The organism is Pseudomonas sp. AKS31 (assembly GCF_023634765.1).
Lineage (GTDB): Bacteria > Pseudomonadota > Gammaproteobacteria > Pseudomonadales > Pseudomonadaceae > Aquipseudomonas.
The window spans coordinates 836,879-853,621 of sequence record NZ_JAMLFX010000001.1 but is presented as its reverse complement, the minus strand read 5'-3'; the positions used below and the strand labels follow the sequence as shown (position 1 = coordinate 853,621).

Below are 16,743 nucleotides of genomic sequence, written 5' to 3'. Positions count from 1 at the left end.
GCCTGCTCGCGAAGGCGGTATATCGGTCAGAAAATGTGTCGACTGACACTACGCCTTCGCGAGCAGGCTCGCTCCCACAGTAAATACGCTGTTATTTCGGGGTGCAGGTCAGCTCGATGCGCAGCTTGATGATCTCGCGAGTGAACTTGGCCGTGGCGTTTTTATGTTTGCCCGCCGGGACATCGATGCTGCGGATGCGCGGCGCTTCCGGGCCATTGCTGAATTTCGCTTTGCAGGTCGCATCGACATCACCGTAGTTGGCCACCCGAATCGAGCCGATGTCGTTATCGGTGTCGAAGGTCTCGTAATCGATCTTCATGCCGTTGAGATTTTTCTGCACATCGATCGGGTAAGCAAAAGCAGTCAGCGGAAGCAGCGCCAGCAGCACACAACAGAATTTTTTCATTCGGCAGTCTCCATGAGGGACGGCCAGCTTAGGACAAGAGGAGCTATTGATGAAAGCGCCCCGCGTGACCCTTGATCAATGGCGAACATTGCAGGCCGTGGTCGACCACGGCGGTTTTGCCCAGGCCGCCGAGGCCTTGCACCGTTCGCAATCGTCGGTGAGTTACACCGTCGCCCGCATGCAGGACCAGCTCGGCGTGCCGTTGCTGCGCATCGACGGGCGCAAAGCCGTGCTCACCGAAGCCGGCGGCGTGCTGCTGCGTCGTTCGCGGCAGTTGGTGAAACAGGCCAGTCAACTGGAAGACCTTGCCCATCACATGGAGCAAGGTTGGGAAGCCGAAGTACGGCTGGTGGTCGACGCCGCCTATCCAAGCGCGCGGATTGTCCGCGCGTTGACCGCGTTCATGCCGCAGAGTCGCGGTTGCCGCGTGCGTCTGCGTGAGGAAGTGTTGTCGGGTGTCGAGGAAGTGCTGCTCGAAGGGGTCGCCGATCTGGCCATCACCGGCCTGAGCATTCCCGGCTACCTCGGCGCGGAGCTGAGCGATGTCGAGTTTGTCGCCGTCGCCCACCCCGATCACCCGCTGCACCGGCTCAACCGTGAGCTGAGCTTTCAGGATCTGGAAACCCAGATGCAGGTGGTGATCCGCGACTCCGGCCGCCAGCAACCACGGGATGTCGGCTGGCTCGGCGCCGAGCAGCGCTGGACCGTTGGTAGCCTTGCCACGGCCGCCACGTTTGTCAGCAGCGGCCTCGGTTTTGCCTGGCTGCCCCGGCACATGATCGAGCGCGAACTGAAAGATGGCTCGCTCAAGCTGCTACCGTTGGACAGAGGCGGCAACCGCAATTCCAGCTTCTATCTGTATTCGAACAAGGACAAACCCCTGGGCCCGGCCACGCAAATCCTCATCGAACTGCTGCGTACCTTCGACACCTTGCCGCTGGACGCACCGTTCGCCGCCCCTGAACAAGCCTGACACGGAGTTCACCGATGGCGTATTTCGAGCACGAAGGTTGCAACCTGCACTACGAGGAATATGGCCACGGTACGCCGTTGCTGCTGGTTCACGGGCTCGGTTCGAGCACACTGGACTGGGAAATGCAGATCCCGGCACTGGCCGCGCACTATCGGGTGATCGTTCCGGACATCCGTGGCCACGGACGTTCGGACAAACCCCGCGAGCGCTACAGCATTGCCGGTTTCAGCGCCGACCTGCTGGCGCTGATCGAGCACTTGAACCTCGGCCCGGTGCACTACGCCGGGCTGTCGATGGGCGGGATGATCGGCTTCCAGTTTGGTGTCGATCATCCTGACCAGCTCAAGAGCCTGACCATCGTCAACAGCGCGCCCGAGGTCAAACTACGCAGCCGCGACGACTACTGGCAGTGGTTCAAACGCTGGAGCCTGATGCGTGTGCTCAGTCTCGCGACCATCGGCAAAGCCCTTGGCGGCAAACTTTTTCCGAAACCGGAACAAGCCGATCTGCGGCAGAAAATGGCCGAACGCTGGGCAAAAAACGACAAACGTGCTTATCTCGCCAGCTTCGATGCGATTGTTGGCTGGGGCGTTCAGGAACGACTTTCCCGAGTGACCTGTCCAACGCTCGTCATCAGCGCCGACCGTGACTACACACCGGTGGCACTCAAAGAAACCTATGTAAAACTACTGCCGAATGCGCGGCTGGTGGTGATCGCCGATTCGCGCCACGCCACCCCGCTCGATCAACCCGAACGCTTCAATCAAACGCTGCTGGAGTTCCTCGCCGCAGCCGATATTCAATCTCAGGATCTCTGACCCATGTTGAAAAAACTCGCCCTCGCCGCTGGTACTGTGCTGTTTGCCGCCAACCTGATGGCTGCCACGCCGGTCAAAGCACCGCACGTGCTGCTGGACACCACCAACGGCCAGATCGAAATCGAACTGGATCCGGTCAAGGCACCAATCAGCACCAAAAACTTTCTGGATTACGTCAACAGCGGTTTCTATACCAACACTATTTTCCACCGTGTGATCCCGGGCTTTATGGCTCAGGGCGGCGGCTTCACACCACAGATGCAGCAGAAAGAGACCAAGGCGCCAATCAAGAACGAAGCCAGCAATGGTCTGCATAACGTTCGTGGCACCCTGTCGATGGCACGTACTTCCGATCCAAACTCGGCCACCAGCCAGTTCTTCATCAACGTGAAGGACAACGACTTCCTCGACCCGGGCCGCGATGCCGGTTACGCAGTGTTCGCCAAAGTGGTCAAAGGCATGGACGTGGTCGACATCATCGTCAACTCGCCGACCACCACAAGACAAGGCATGCAAAACGTGCCTTCCGACCCTGTGATCATCAAGTCGGCCAAAGTCATCGACTAAGCTGTACAGGGCGTATCGAGCGGCGCCGGCCTGATCCCGCGCCGCTCACACCGATAAAAGGAGAGCCCGTACTCCGGGCGGTTATCTGATGCTCTATCGCCGTTTCGAACAACTGATCGACATATTCCGTGAAGCCCCGACGGCGTCTCCGCCGGACCGCGTTCTCCCCTTCTACACCTATTACCTCAAGCAGGTCTGGCCGAGTTTTGCCGCCCTGCTCGTCGTTGGCCTGTTCGCCGCGCTGATCGAAGTGGCACTGTTCAGTTACCTGAGCCGCATCATCGACCTGGCCCAAGGCACACCGAACCCGAATTTCTTCAGCGACCACGCCCTCGAACTGACGTGGATGCTGGTGGTTGCCCTGGTGCTGCGACCGATCTTTTTCGGCCTGCACGATCTACTGGTGCATCAGACCTTGAGCCCCGGCATGACCAGCATGATCCGCTGGCAGAACCACAGCTACGTGCTCAAGCAGAGCCTGAATTTCTTCCAGAACGATTTCGCCGGGCGCATCGCTCAGCGCATCATGCAGACCGGCAACTCGCTGCGTGACTCAGCGGTGCAAGCGGTGGATGCGCTGTGGCACGTGGTGATCTATGCGATCAGTTCGCTGGTGTTGTTCGCCGAGGCCGACTGGCGCCTGATGATCCCGCTGTTGACGTGGATCGTCGCCTACATCGGCGCACTGTATTACTTCGTACCGCGTGTGAAAGACCGTTCGGTGGAAGCCTCCGACGCACGCTCGAAACTGATGGGCCGCATCGTTGACGGCTACACCAACATCGCGACGCTGAAGCTGTTTGCCCACACCAACTTTGAACAGCACTACGCCAGGGAAGCCATCGAAGAACAGACCGTCAAAGCACAAATGGCCGGTCGCGTCGTCACCAGCATGGACGTGGCAATCACTGCCATGAACGGTTTGCTGATTGTCGGCACGACGGCGTTGGCCCTGTGGTTGTGGACGCAGTCGCTGATCACTGTCGGTGCGATTGCGCTGGCCACCGGCCTGGTGATCCGCATCGTCAACATGTCCGGCTGGATCATGTGGGTGGTCACCGGCATTTTTGAAAACATCGGCATGGTTCAGGACGGTCTGCGCACCATCTCGCAGCCGGTCAGCGTCACCGATCACGAACTGGCCAAACCGCTGGACGTGGCCCGTGGCGAAGTGCGTTTCGAGCATGTGGATTTTCACTACGGCAAGAAACGCGGGATCATCGGCGACCTAAATCTGAACATCAAACCGGGTGAGAAAATCGGTTTGATCGGGCCGTCCGGTGCGGGCAAATCGACCCTGGTCAACTTGCTCCTGCGCCTTTACGACGTCGAAGGCGGACGGATTCTGATCGACGGCCAGAACATCGCCGAAGTCGGCCAGGAAAGCCTGCGCGCACGGATCGGCATGATCACCCAGGACACCTCGCTGCTGCACCGTTCAATCCGCGACAACTTGCTGTACGGCAAACCGGATGCGACCGACGCAGAACTGTGGGACGCGGTGCACAAGGCGCGCGCCGATGAATTCATTCCGCTGCTGTCGGACGCTGAGGGCCGCACAGGTTTTGATGCGCATGTCGGTGAGCGCGGGGTGAAGTTGTCCGGTGGCCAGCGTCAGCGCATTGCTATTGCGCGAGTGCTGCTCAAGGACGCGCCGATCCTGATCATGGACGAGGCGACCTCGGCACTGGACTCGGAAGTCGAAGCGGCGATTCAGGAAAGCCTGGAGACCCTGATGCAGGGCAAAACCGTGATCGCGATCGCGCACCGACTCTCGACCATCGCACGGATGGATCGCCTGGTGGTGCTGGAGAACGGCAAGATTGCCGAGAGCGGCACCCATGCTGAATTGCTGGCTCACCGTGGCTTGTATGCACGGCTGTGGGCGCATCAGACCGGGGGGTTTGTCGGCATCGACTGACAGTTCTGCCCGACGCAAATCCTGTGGGAGCGAGCCTGCTCGCGAAAGCAGTCTGTCAGTCCCATTGATGTTGACGGATACACCGCTTTCGCGAGCAGGCTCGCTCCCACAGGGGATTTGCGCAGCTCCGACTGGATAAAACCGCCACAGCCCGCCATCCACGGGCGCTGGCGGTTTTTTTGTGCCTGCTGGAAATCGGTTAAAAGCCTGCTGTACTCAGCCAAGGTTCCGGCACGAAACCAGTAGTAAATCTGCAGGGATGCACAACTCGATGCAGTCTCGATAGCAGGGCTATCAAGGACGCCTCTCATGTCTCTGTTCAAACGTTCAGTCACTGAGTTGTTAGGCACGTTCTGGTTGGTATTGGGTGGTTGCGGCAGCGCGGTGATTGCCGCGTCTTCACCGTTGGGTATCGGGGTGCTGGGGGTGGCCCTGGCGTTTGGTCTGACGGTGCTGACCATGGCCTTCGCCATCGGTCACATCAGCGGATGTCACCTCAACCCGGCCGTATCGGTCGGTCTGTTCGTCGGCGGTCGGTTTCCGGCCAAAGAGTTGCCCGCCTACATCATCGCGCAGGTGCTCGGCGCGATTCTCGCCGCGGCGCTGATCGCACACATCGCCAGCGGCAAGGAGGGTTTCGACATCGCCGCCGGCCTGGCCTCCAACGGGTATGGCGAGCATTCGCCGGGCAAATACTCGATGGCGGCAGGGTTTGTGACCGAAGTGGTGATGACGGCAATGTTCGTGATCATCATTCTGGGAGCGACCGACAGGCGCGCGCCGCCGGGGCTGGCACCGATCGCCATCGGCCTGGGCCTGACGCTGATTCACCTGATCTCGATTCCGGTCACCAACACCTCGGTGAACCCGGCGCGCAGCACGGGGCCAGCGCTGATGGTCGGCGGCTGGGCGATCGCGCAGTTGTGGATGTTCTGGGTCGCGCCGTTGATTGGCGCGGTGGTCGGTGGCGGGATCTATCGCTGGTTGGGCAAAGAGGAAACCTGAAACCTGCGATGATCTCCCTGTAGGAGCTACCGAAGGCTGCGATCTTTTGATCTTGCTTTCAAAAATCAAAAGATCGCAGCCTTCGGCAGCTCCTACAGGAGAAGATTTATGTCTGGCGATAGGGCAAGGCTGTTTTTGCTTCCTCGGCATAGGCCAGAACGCCAGCGCGTTCCTGTTTCAGGAAATCCTTCACCGCCGCTTTCAACCCCGGATGGCGCAGGTAATGCCATGAATGGGTGATCACCGGTTCAAAGCCACGAATCAGCTTGTGCTCGCCTTGGGCGCCGGCATCGAAACGCTGATAACCCTGCGCGATCGCATAATCCATGCCCTGATAAAAACAGGTCTCGAAGTGCAGCCGATCAAATTCCGCCAGACAGCCCCAATAGCGCCCGTAGAAACTGTCGCCACCGACCAGACTGAAGGCCATCGCCACTGGCCGTGAGCCTTGTTTGGCCAGTACTACGCGGATCGCCTCGGGCATGCGCTCGGCCAGCAGACTGAAAAATTCCCGCGTCAGGTAGGGCGTCTGACGCCGCACCGCATACGTGTTGGCGTAGCAGGCATAAACAAAATCCCACTGCGCCTCGTCCAGCTCGCGCCCTTCCAGCCATTCAAATTCAAAGCCCTGCCCCGCCACTTGCTCGCGTTCCTTGCGCATCTGTTTGCGCTTGCGCGAACTGAGTACATCGAGGAAATCCTGGAAGTCGCGATACCCGCGATTCTGCCAGTGATACTGACAGCCGATGCGTTGCAGCCAGCCCGGTTGTTCGGCCATTGCAGCGTCGGTGAAAGGATCCGTGAAGTTGATGTGTGCGCTGGAAAGCCCTTCGATCTCCAGGTAACCAGGCAGGCTCTTGAGCAGTTCGAAACCGTCTTCGACATTGGCCGCCAACAAGCGCGGGCCGCTGACCGGGCTGAACGGCACGGCGCTCAACAGCTTGGGGTAGTAATCGATGCCGGCGCGGGCGCAGGCGTCGGCCCAGCCGTGATCGAACACGTACTCGCCGTAGGAATGCCACTTGCGATAACTGGGTAACGCGGCGATCAGACGATCATCTTCGATGTGCAGCAGATGCTCAGGTTGCCAGCCGGTGTGAGGGCCAACGCTGCCACTGTCTTCCAGTGCACTGAGAAAAGCATGGCGCAGAAAGGGCTGGCTTTCAGGCACCAGCGCATCCCAGCTTTGTGCTGCTACTGCCGATAAACTTTCATAAACGTGCAACGTCATTTCGTTTCTCGATGGATGCCCCTCTCACCACCGAGTATCCCCGATCTTCAATCCAAGCCAAAACAATAAACCACATCGAAAGGGATCAAAGTCGGGGAAACAGAGAGTCAGCCCTTGAACCGCACTACATACACACGACCGTCACCCGTGGTTCCTACAACGACAACTGCGTTGTCTTCCTGCACTGCGATGCCTCCCGTATAGGCGTTTTCATTAATATTGAAGGCAATCCATCCCTTATGCTCTCTACCAAAACTGCTATCCAAAGCGCCGTCACTTAGAAAACGGCAAAGTGCAAGGCTTGATGAGGGCAGTACCCTATTTTCGCTCATTTCGTTATAACGAGCAGGAGTCAAAACATCTCTGGACTGCAGCACATCTGAAGGTCGTGGATCCGATGCATAACCCATTGCAAGAATCCGCCCGTCTTCCTGTACCGCACCGTGATACCAATCCGTTGAGTAGTTTATTTCGGTGAATACCGGATCACCGTTATTAAATTTTTTATCAGGAGAGCCATCAACGACAAAACTGCGCAATGCGCCTCGATGACGGATAAAATCTCCGCTTTCAATATCTGCGTGACGCCCCACCGTTAATAACGTTGGGTTACCCGTGTCAGGTAGACTCTTGACTTCCGAATAGTGACCTTCAAATACAGTGAACCCATCCTCGCCATAACTGGAATCTACTTCCCCACGAAGAGAAACCCTGCATAGTGCCCCAACTCCATCTGCACCATCGACGGAACCAGCCAGATAAATACCCTCGGGTGTTGCTCGGACACGATCAAGTTGTGCACCGCGAGGGTGTTTTATATTGACAGTCCCGGTACCGGCAACTCCGAACTGCTTATCAAATTGGCCGTTCCGGTCAAGACACGTCAAGACAGTAGAGAGACCGTTGGCTAGGCGAAACGCCGCCACGTAGGTTTTCCCGTTATCGAAAGACCAGTTTGGCGCCCACCGAGGCTCCATGAAACGAAGATCTCCATCTGCGAAATCCGGATCGATAACCTGGTACCCATCACTTCCATATGCCGTGTCCCGAACCCCATTCAACCGATAGCTGGCAACGGCTGGGCAATATCTGATAACGCCCTCTTTCAACACTTGAGTCGTCCCCAGAATACGCACCCGATCGTCGTCCACCGCAATCCGGAAACCGGTCGAACGTTCAGCGCCGAAAAAGGAATCCAGCAGAATACCGTTAAAGGCAAAATCTTCAGCGAAAGAGCCGTCTGGATTCAGAACAACTATCGCAAAGCGCCCCTCAACAGTACCGGCAATATAAATACGCCGATCGGAACCTATTGCAACGTCATATGCAGCAGCGGTCTCACCCTCGTAAAAACGAAAGGTTAGAACACGACCTCCGTTGAAACTTTCATCAAGATCACCCGATGAAATTAAAGCGCTAAATTGACTATTCATTTGAATGCCTCCCGTCCCGGATTACCTGGTCGTTTTCGGCAAAAAGAGAAATGCTCGAAAACCGTTATTTGATCCCTTCAAATCAAACATCAATCCAGCATTGCCCGCCACTGTCAGAACTTACAGGTTTATCGATTCAGCAACTCAATAGTCGATATAGACGTTTGTCGCTCTTATCTGCTTGGAGGAATGACTTTTCAATCGCCCGCTCGTCATCAACCTGCCATCACTGTGCCACTGCCCTGTCATAAACCATCGCGATACTGGCGCCTGTTTTTAGAGCGCCGGGTTCTACCCGGACACTGTTTTCCGACGTTCGAATCGTCGGTTGTGCCCCGGATGGCTGTGCCATCCCCTCTCATCTTCGGAGATTGCTATGCGTCTTGCTTCCACGAAAACTGCGGCGGCCCTGTGCGGTGGCTTGTTGCTGGCCATGAGTGTTCCGGCCAGTGCTGCAGTCGACGCCAAACTGCTCGACATGCTCAAGGCTAACGGTTCCATTTCCCAGGCGCAGTACATCGAACTGCAAACTGAACTGGCCAAGGATCAGAAGGCTCAGCAAATCGCGCAGCAGGCGCAGCAAGAGACCAACGAACAAGTCGCCGCTGTTGCGAAGAAAACCAACGAGCAAAGCGTCTTCGATCAGAAACTGGCCTGGGCGGCCAAGACCCAGTTCAAGGGCGATGTGCGTATCCGTCAGGAAACCATCAAGATCGACGGCGAACCGAACAACGGCGGCCGCGACAAGGATCGTCAGCGCATCCGTGCCCGTCTGGGTGCCTACACCGAGATCAACCCGCAAGTCGACACCGGTATTCGTATCGCCACTGGCGGCGGCGACGATGCCCGTTCGACCAACCAGGATCAGGACAACTACTTCGACAAGAAGCAGATCTGGCTGGATCTGGGCTACATCGACTACCACCCTGACCAGATCAAGAACCTGCACATCATTGGCGGCAAGATGCTCCAGCCGTGGGTCAGCATGGGCGACGTGATCTGGGACAGCGACATCAACCCGGAAGGTCTGGCCGTTACCTACAAATATCCACTGGGCAGCAGCGCCGAACTGTTCGGCAGCCTGGGTAACTACAACCTCAAGGACAACGTCGACGGCGACGGCGTGCAGTTCCGTCACGACCTGCGCCTGACCGCTGGCCAATTGGGTAGCCGTTTCAACATCAGCGACAACCTGAAAGTGACCCTGGGCGGCAGTGTCTACGCCTACCAGAACGACGAAGACAGCCGCTGCACCGGCACTTCCACACCGTGTGCCCTGGCGGTCAACGGCAACTCGGCCAACAACGAATTCCGTCTGTATGAAGGCTTCAGCCAGGTCGACATCGGCGGTCTGCCAATGCCCCTGTCGTTCTACGGCCAGTACGTGAAGAACAACGACGCCGTGACCGATCAGGACACCGCGTGGCTGTTGGGTGCCAAGTCGAAAGTCTTCGGCCTGAACCTCGATTACAACTACCGCGACGTGCAGCGCAACGCCGTAGTCGGCGCCTTCACCGACTCCGACTTCGCCAACGGCACCACCGGTTCCCGTGGCCACAAGTTCAAGGTCGGTTACGACATCGACAAGAACTTCGCCATTGGCGCGACGTACTTCCTGACCAAGGCCGACTTCGCCAGCCGTACCCAGCGTGACGCTGACGCCAACACCTTGCAGTTGGACGCGGAAGCCAAGTTCTAAAACGCTTCACCCTTTAGCCCTGTGCGGGCGGGACGATCCCCATCATCCGTTCGCTTCACCCGCACCGGGTTATTTCTGCAGGATGCAAAAAACCCCTGTAGGAGCTGCCGAAGGCTGCGATCTTTTGATCTTGATCCTGAAAACAAGATCAAAAGATCGCAGCCTCGTTTCACTCGACAGCTCCTACAGGGGGTTATCTTTTCGTCGTTGCTCGGCCAGGCGTTCGGCCAGTTCTTCGACGCCTTCTACCGGTTTCTCCGGCAGCGCCTTCAACGTGGCCTGCATCAAACGCATCTGTCGAATGAAACGCCGACAGTTCGGACAAAACATCAGGTGATGACGCACCATCCACTTTTCGCGAAAGCTCAATTGCTCATCGAGATAATCGCTGGAGCGCGCCACTTGCTCCTTACAGGTCAGCATTCTCCTGTCTCCTCAAAATGCTCCACGGTCGCGAAGACTTTCAGCCGCGCACGATGCAGCAGCACACGGACATTGGAGAGCGAGATCTCCAGAAGATTACAGATCTCTTCCAGCTCCAGCCCCTGGCGTTCACGCAACAGCAAAACGCTGCTTTGCAGTTCCGACAGGCTTAGCAGCGTGTGCTCCAGACACTCGCGCAGTTCGCCTTCAGTAAGTAGCGCTTCGGGTGTGTCCTGGTGCCAGGCGAATGGGGCGACCAGCCAATGGCCGTCACCGGGAGAAAAACGGTCGTCGTCGATCGTGCCGTGGGGCGATGGCAAATCATCCATCAACACTTCCCGGCGATTTTGTTTATAACGACTTTTGGCCGAGTTGGCCGTAATGGTCAACAGCCAGGTCTTGAGACTGGAACGACCTTCGAAGCTGGCAATGTGGCGCACCACCGAAAGCCAGGCATCCTGCACCACTTCTTCGACATGTCGCTGGCCGACAATCGCATACGCCACGGCACGCATGGCGCTCTGGTACGTCGTCACCAGTTCCTTGAAAGCCTGTTGCTCGCCCGCCAGCAGACGCGCAAGCAGTTGGGTGTCGTCAGCCGCCATCCATCAATCCCCTTGTACCGATCCCGGAAATAAACGCGGCAGGTCTCTACCTGCCGCCATTTCCGAAAAATTACAGCGTTTGAGCCGATTCGGATGTAGGAAAGTTCGGCGCGATTAAGAGGAAATTAAACCTATTTTCAACGCTTGCGCAGGATCACGCTGCCGATCGAATAGCCCGCACCGAACGAACTCAGCACCGCCAGCGAACCGCTCGCCAGATCATCCTGATATTTGTGGAAAGCAATCACCGAACCCGCCGAGCTGGTGTTGGCGTAGGTGTCGAGAATCACCGGGGCTTCTTCCTCGGTGGCTTCGCGGCCCAGCAACTTGCGCACGATCAGGTGGTTCATGCTCAGGTTGGCCTGGTGCAGCCAGAAGCGTTTCACGTCACCGACGTTGAGCTTGTTCTCTTCCAAATGTTCTCCGATCAGCTCGGCAACCATCGGGCAAACGTCCTTGAACACCTTGCGGCCTTCCTGCACAAACAGCTTGTCGCGGGTACCGATACCCTCTTCCGCTGCGCGGTTGAGGAAGCCGAAGTTGTTGCGGATGTTATTGGAGAACTTGGTCAGCAGTTTGGTGCTGACTACATCGAACTGGTGCTTGGACGTCGCGGTGTCCGCACGCTCGATGATCACTGCAGTCGCGGCGTCGCCGAAGATGAAGTGGCTGTCGCGGTCACGGAAGTTCAGGTGCCCGGTGCAGACTTCCGGGTTGACCATCAGGATCGCCCGGGCCTGGCCCAGTTGCACGCTGTTGGCGGCGGCCTGAATGCCGAAAGTCGCCGAGGAACAGGCCACGTTCATGTCGAAACCAAAACCCTGAATGCCCAAGGCTTCCTGGACTTCGATGGCGATGGCCGGATAGGCGCGCTGCAGGTTGGAGCAGGCAACGATGACGCCGTCGATGTCAGCGGCAGTTTTGCCGGCACGTTGCAGGGCCTGTTCGGCAGCGCCGATGGCCATCTGGCAAAGCACCGACCATTCGTCGTTGGAGCGTTCCGGCAGACGCGGGGCCATGCGTTGCGGATCGAGGATGCCATCCTTGTCCATGACAAAGCGGCTCTTGATGCCCGAGGCTTTTTCGATGAACGCGGCGCTGGATTCGGTCAAGGCCTGGACTTCGCCGCTGGCAATGGCTGCGGCGTTGTCGGCGTTGAACTGGGCGACGTAGGTATTGAAAGACTGCACCAGCTCTTCGTTGGAGATGCTGTTGGCCGGGGTGTACAGGCCGGTGCCGCTGATGACGACGTTATGCATGGTCGTTTCTCTAATCTGTTCAGGCAGAAAGTGCTGGAACCGTCGTACCAACACACAAAGGGTCTATTCCCATCCGGGGGACGCAAACCTGGCATCGCTTTATTCCGTCGCGCGACACGGCCGAGGGCTCTAGGTCGCGAAACCGGCGTTTATGGTCGCGAAGTTTGCCATAAACGCGGACTTTTGGCGCCTTTCTCCTTCTAAACGCGATCCCTGTAGGAGCTGCCGAAGGCTGCGATCTTTTGATCTTGACGTTGTAAAAAGCAAAATCAAAGGATCGCAGCCTTCGGCAGCTCCTACAGGATCGTTACAAGGCGTGGGATCAGGGTTCGACCTGGCTCCACTGCTTGTTCAGGCGTTTGTCGGAGATCGGGACTTTGGTGCCCAACTGCTGGGCGAACAGCGACACCCGGTATTCCTCCAGCCACCAGCGATACAGCTCAAGCTGCGGATCGCGTTTGCCTTCCTGCGCATGTTTGGCCGCGCGCGTCTGGTATTGCGACCAGAGGCCGGCGAGTTCGCCGCTCCAGACCCGATCCTTCTGCACCTGCGCGCCGAGCTTTTCGAAGCGCTGCTCGACGGCTTTCAGATAACGCGGCAGCTCTTTAAGCCACTGCATCGGCGTCTCGCGGACAAACCCCGGATACACCAGATTGCCGATTTGCTGCTTGATGTCGTTCAGCGCCACGGCTTGGGCCAGATCGATCTTGCCCTTGAAGCGCTTTTGCAGACCGTGCCAGAGCTTGAGAATCTCCAGGGTCAACCGGGCCACGCGCTCGGCGTGTTCGGTCCAGTTGCCGCGTTTGCGCTCGGCCAGTGCCGCCAACCCGGCGCCGTCGCGGGGCAATGGGTCTTCGCCTTCCAGAATGCAGCTATCGAGACTGGCCAGCAGAATGTCTTCGACCAGCGCATCGACGCGACCCAACTCGCGGTAGAGCAAGCCCAGTTCGGTCTGCCCCGGCAACTTGCCACGCAGGAACTTGGCCGGCTCAGCCAATTGCTGCATCAACAAGCGCTGCAAGGCGCGACGATGCTGGAACTCGGCCTCGGCCGGGGTCGAGAAGCGCCCTTCCTTGACCGTACCGCCCTCTTCGACCAGCGCCGGATACACCGTCATCGACAGCCCGGCGATCTTCTGCTGAGTCTTTTCCGCCACCGGCGCGAAGACTTTCGCCTCCACCGGCTGCTGACTTTTCGCACTCTGCGGCACCGCCAGTGCGGCCTGACTGGCTTCGGCAAACCGCGCCGTCAACTCCGCCAGATCGCGGCCTTCGCCGAGGAATTTGCCTTGGCCGTCGACGATTTCCAGGTTCATCCGCAGATGCCCCTCCACGCCTTGCTCAGCCTCGGCCCACGCCTCGTCGCTGACCCGAGCGCCGGTCATGCGCAGCAATTCGCGACCAAGCGCCTGCGGCAACGAACCCTCGGCAAAGGTCATGCGTTGCAAGGCAGCCTTGATGAAGTCCGGCACCGGCACGAAGTTCTTGCGCAAGGCTTTCGGCAGGTTGCGCACAAGGGCGATGCACTTGGCCTCTATCATGCCCGGCACCAGCCATTCCAGGCGTTCCGGTGGCAGCATCGGCAACAGCGGGGCCGGTACGCGCAGGGTCACGCCGTCGCGCGGGTGATTGGGTTCAAAGTGATAAGTCAGCGCCAGTTCCAGATCGCCGATGTGCAGCGTGTCCGGGTAATCCCGCGCGGTGACTTCACTGGCTTCGCGGGCCAGCACGTCTTCTTCGCGCATGATCAACAGTTGCGGGTTCTTCTGGCTGTTGACGCGGTACCAACTGTCGAAAGTCGCGGTCTGATGAATCTCCGCCGGCAAGCGCGCGTCGTAGAACGCGTACAGGGTTTCTTCGTCGGCGAGAATATCGCGACGACGGGCCTTGGCTTCCAGTTCATCGAGCTGTTCGAGCAACTGTTTGTTGGCGGTCAGGCACTTGGCTTTCGATTGAATCTCGCCACGCACCAGACCTTCACGGATAAACAGCTCACGGGAAACCACCGGATCCACCGGGCCGTAATGCACCGGGCGGCGGCCGACCACGATCAGCCCGAACAGAGTGATCTGCTCATAGGCCACGACCTGGCCGCGCTTCTTTTCCCAGTGCGGTTCGAAGTGGTTTTTCTTGATCAGGTGCCCGGCCAATGGCTCGATCCAGTCGGCATCGATCTTGGCGACCATCCGCGCGTAGAGCTTGGTGGTTTCTACCAGTTCGGCGGTCATCAGCCATTGCGGGCGCTTCTTGCCAATGCCCGACGACGGGTGGATCCAGAAACGTCGCTGACGCGCGCCGAGGTAATCACCGTCCTCGGTTTTCTGGCCGATCTGGCTAAGCAAACCGACCAGCACCGCTTTGTGCAGTTTCGGATAATCCGCCGGCTCTTTATTCAGGCTCAACTGCATGTCGCGGCAGATCAGGCTCAACTGCCGATGGGAGTCGCGCCACTCGCGCAGACGCAGATAGTTGAGGAAATTCTTCCGGCACCAGTTGCGCAGCGGGCTGGCGGTCAGTGCCTGGCGCTGCTCTTCAAATCCGCGCCACAGATTCACTAAACCGGCGAAGTCGGAATCAACGTCTTTCCATTGCGCGTGGGCCTGATCAGCGGCTTGCTGACGTTCCGGCGGCCGCTCGCGCGGGTCCTGAATCGACATGGCGCTGGCGACGATCAGCACTTCCTGCAAACTGCCGAGCCTGGCCGCTTCGAGCAGCATGCGGCCCATACGCGGGTCGACCGGCAGGCGCGCCAACTGACGGCCCAATGGGGTCAGCTGACTGTTGCGATCTACCGCCGAGAGTTCTTGCAGCAGGTTGAAACCGTCGCTGATCGCCTTGCCATCCGGCGGCTCGATGAACGGGAATGCGGTGATCTCGCCAAGGCGCAGATGCAGCATCTGCAGAATCACAGCGGCGAGGTTGGTGCGCAGAATCTCCGGATCGGTAAATTCCGGGCGTCCATTGAAATCTTCTTCGCTGTACAGCCGAATGCAGATGCCCGGCTCTACCCGGCCGCAACGGCCTTTACGCTGGTTGGCGCTGGCCTGGGAAATCGCTTCGATCGGCAGGCGCTGCACCTTGGCGCGGTAGCTGTAGCGGCTGATGCGCGCGGTGCCGCTGTCGATCACGTAACGGATGCCCGGTACGGTCAACGAGGTCTCGGCGACGTTGGTTGCCAGCACCACGCGACGGCCCGGGTGCGACTGGAAAATCCGCTGCTGTTCGGCCGGCGACAGGCGCGCGTACAACGGCAGGATTTCGGTGTGTTTGAGCTGGGCCTTGCGCAGCATATCGGCGGCGTCACGAATCTCGCGCTCGCCGGGCAAAAACACCAGCACATCACCGGGACTGCGACGTTCGCTGCGCTCATAAGCGGCAATTTCGTCGAGGGTGGCGAGGATCGCTTGATCCACCGTCAGGTCATCCTCAACGCGGTTGCCCTCTTCGTCCTGCTCCAGGGTCAGCGGGCGATACCAGGTTTCTACCGGGAAGGTACGGCCGGACACTTCAACAATCGGCGCGTCATCAAAATGCTTGGAGAAACGTTCCAGATCGATGGTCGCCGAGGTGATGATGACTTTCAGGTCCGGGCGACGCGGCAGCAGGGTTTTCAGGTAGCCGAGCAGGAAATCGATGTTGAGGCTGCGTTCGTGGGCTTCGTCGACGATGATCGTGTCGTAGCGTTCGAGGTAGCGGTCGTTCTGGGTTTCCGCCAACAGAATACCGTCGGTCATCAGCTTGATCAGCGTGTTGGAATCGCTTTGATCCTCGAAACGCACCTGGTAGCCAACCAGTGAACCGAGCGGTGTGCCGAGTTCTTCGGCGACGCGACTGGCAACGCTGCGCGCAGCGATCCGGCGCGGCTGTGTGTGGCCGATCAAACCGTGCTGACCGCGACCGATTTCCAGACAGATTTTTGGCAACTGGGTGGTTTTGCCCGAACCGGTTTCGCCAGCGATGATCAGCACCTGATGCTGCTCCAGCGCCTTTTTGATCTCATCACGTTTGGCGGCGATCGGCAGGCTGTCGTCGTAACGAATCACCGGCAGGCTGGCACGGCGGGCCAGCACCTGATCACAGGACGCCTGCATGCGCGTCACCCACTGGGCCAGCTTGGCCTCGTCGGGTTTCTTGCGCAGCTCAAGCAACTGCCGCCGCAGCCGGTGACGGTCGGCGAGCATGGCGTGATCGAGGTTTTTCAGCAGTTTGTCGATGGAGGGCGATTCGTCGGTCATCGGGTAGGCAATTCGGTCGTCTATATGTGCAGGGGGCGGATTGTCGCAGATTTGGGGGATTTGTGGCGTGTCAGGGGGGATTGCTGCCCTCACCCTAGCCCTCTCCCCGAGGGAGAGGGGACCGACCGAGTCGACTTCGCCAGCTTCGCCGACCTGAACGTGCATCACC

General features: G+C 58.7%; 13 protein-coding genes. 6 read left to right on the top strand and 7 right to left on the bottom strand.

Annotated elements, in window-relative coordinates; translation table 11 throughout:
* Positions 1–91 precede the first annotated feature (91 nt).
* Entirely contained in the window at positions 92–406 is a 315-nt protein-coding gene (locus tag M9827_RS03850; RefSeq protein ID WP_250603603.1) for a 3-phosphoglycerate kinase, read from the bottom strand.
* A 49-nt stretch (positions 407–455) separates the two neighbouring features.
* On the opposite strand from M9827_RS03850, the gene M9827_RS03845 reads away from it, so the two are divergent.
* From M9827_RS03845 to aqpZ, 5 genes are all read left to right on the top strand, one after another.
* Complete coding sequence (locus M9827_RS03845; protein ID WP_007914443.1) at positions 456–1,379, top strand: PA3225 family LysR-type transcriptional regulator; 924 nt, start codon at positions 456–458, stop codon at positions 1,377–1,379.
* 14 nt (positions 1,380–1,393) lie between these two features.
* The gene (locus M9827_RS03840) at positions 1,394–2,197 is read left to right on the top strand and encodes an alpha/beta fold hydrolase (protein ID WP_250603601.1); all 804 of its coding nucleotides are present in this window, start codon (positions 1,394–1,396) and stop codon (positions 2,195–2,197) included.
* 3 nt (positions 2,198–2,200) lie between these two features.
* Positions 2,201–2,764, top strand: coding sequence for a peptidylprolyl isomerase (locus M9827_RS03835; RefSeq protein ID WP_250603599.1), 564 nt, complete (start codon positions 2,201–2,203; stop codon positions 2,762–2,764).
* An 88-nt stretch (positions 2,765–2,852) separates the two neighbouring features.
* Positions 2,853–4,685: an ABC transporter ATP-binding protein gene (locus M9827_RS03830; RefSeq protein WP_250603597.1), complete on the top strand. Its 1,833-nt coding sequence runs from the start codon at positions 2,853–2,855 to the stop codon at positions 4,683–4,685.
* 309 nt (positions 4,686–4,994) lie between these two features.
* On the top strand, positions 4,995–5,690 hold the full coding sequence (aqpZ, locus tag M9827_RS03825) for an aquaporin Z (protein ID WP_250603595.1): 696 nt from the start codon (positions 4,995–4,997) through the stop codon (positions 5,688–5,690).
* 106 nt (positions 5,691–5,796) lie between these two features.
* Here aqpZ and M9827_RS03820 read toward each other — a convergent pair whose 3' ends face one another.
* Both M9827_RS03820 and M9827_RS03815 read right to left on the bottom strand, forming a co-directional pair.
* Positions 5,797–6,921: a GNAT family N-acetyltransferase gene (locus M9827_RS03820; protein ID WP_250603593.1), complete on the bottom strand. Its 1,125-nt coding sequence runs from the start codon at positions 6,919–6,921 to the stop codon at positions 5,797–5,799.
* A gap of 107 nt (positions 6,922–7,028) precedes the next feature.
* On the bottom strand, positions 7,029–8,354 hold the full coding sequence (locus tag M9827_RS03815) for an NHL repeat-containing protein (protein WP_250603591.1): 1,326 nt from the start codon (positions 8,352–8,354) through the stop codon (positions 7,029–7,031).
* Positions 8,355–8,730: 376 nt separating this feature from the next.
* Between M9827_RS03815 and M9827_RS03810 the strand changes: the two genes are divergently transcribed.
* Positions 8,731–10,053, top strand: a complete 1,323-nt coding sequence (locus tag M9827_RS03810; RefSeq protein ID WP_095119071.1) for a putative porin — start codon at positions 8,731–8,733, stop codon at positions 10,051–10,053.
* A gap of 183 nt (positions 10,054–10,236) precedes the next feature.
* Here M9827_RS03810 and M9827_RS03805 read toward each other — a convergent pair whose 3' ends face one another.
* From M9827_RS03805 to hrpA, 4 genes are all read right to left on the bottom strand, one after another.
* The gene (locus M9827_RS03805; protein WP_250603589.1) at positions 10,237–10,476 is read right to left on the bottom strand and encodes an anti-sigma factor family protein; all 240 of its coding nucleotides are present in this window, start codon (positions 10,474–10,476) and stop codon (positions 10,237–10,239) included.
* Entirely contained in the window at positions 10,470–11,081 is a 612-nt protein-coding gene (locus tag M9827_RS03800) for an RNA polymerase sigma factor (protein ID WP_250603587.1), read from the bottom strand. The genes M9827_RS03805 and M9827_RS03800 overlap by 7 nt, the downstream gene beginning before the upstream one ends.
* A 137-nt stretch (positions 11,082–11,218) precedes the next feature.
* Entirely contained in the window at positions 11,219–12,340 is a 1,122-nt protein-coding gene (locus M9827_RS03795; RefSeq protein ID WP_250603586.1) for a beta-ketoacyl-ACP synthase III, read from the bottom strand.
* 322 nt (positions 12,341–12,662) lie between these two features.
* Positions 12,663–16,574: an ATP-dependent RNA helicase HrpA gene (hrpA, locus tag M9827_RS03790; protein WP_250603583.1), complete on the bottom strand. Its 3,912-nt coding sequence runs from the start codon at positions 16,572–16,574 to the stop codon at positions 12,663–12,665.
* Between the last annotated feature and the right edge of the window lie 169 nt (positions 16,575–16,743).